Origin of the sequence: Streptomyces pacificus (genome assembly GCF_011766325.1) — a bacterium.
Classification (GTDB): Bacteria; Actinomycetota; Actinomycetes; order Streptomycetales; family Streptomycetaceae; genus Streptomyces; species Streptomyces pacificus.
Window position 1 is genome coordinate 1 of record NZ_BLLG01000069.1, and the last position, 729, is coordinate 729.

A 729-nucleotide genomic window follows, 5' to 3' on the forward strand; every position below is an offset into this window, starting at 1 on the left:
CGGTGACCCTGCATGTCACCGAGCCGTCCTCGCATGTCGACTGGTCGGCGGGGGCGGTGTCGCTGCTCACCGAGAACACGCCGTGGCCGGCCGCCGGCGGCCGGCCGCGACGCGCGGGCGTGTCGTCCTTCGGCCTCAGCGGCACCAACGCACACGTCATCCTGGAGGAGGCGCCCCGGCCGAAGCCGTCCGGGAGGAAACCGGATCCGGCCCCCGATGCCGACCGCGACACCCCGCAACCGCCGGCCGTGTGGACCGTCTCCGCCAAGTCCGCCTCCGCACTGGACGCCCAACTCTCGCGGCTGCGCGCCGTGGAGGCCGATCCCCTCGACATCGGGCACTCCCTCCTCGGCCGCTCCCTGTTCGAGCACCGCGCGGTCCTCCTGGACGGCGCCGAGATCGCCCGGGGCCGGGCGGGGCAGCCCGAGCCCGCCGTGTTGTTCTCGGGGCAGGGTGCGCAGCGTTTGGGTATGGGGCGGGGGTTGTATGAGCGGTTCCCGGTGTTCGCGGAGGCGCTCGACGGGGTGCTGGCCCGGCTTGAGCCGGGGTTGCGTGGGGTGATGTGGGGGGATGACCGGGAGGCGCTGGACCGGACGGGTCGGGCGCAGCCGGCGTTGTTCGCGGTCGGGGTGGCGTTGTTCCGGTTGCTGGAGTCGTTCGGTGTGCGGCCTCGGTTGCTGGCGGGGCATTCGGTGGGGGAGGTGGCGGCGGCGCATGTGGCGGGGGTGT

The 729-nt window shown here is 74.1% G+C and carries 1 protein-coding gene; it reads left to right on the top strand.

Annotated elements, in window-relative coordinates:
- On the top strand, positions 1 to 729 hold a 729-nt coding region (locus SCWH03_RS28280), incomplete at both ends, for an acyltransferase domain-containing protein (protein WP_173267775.1).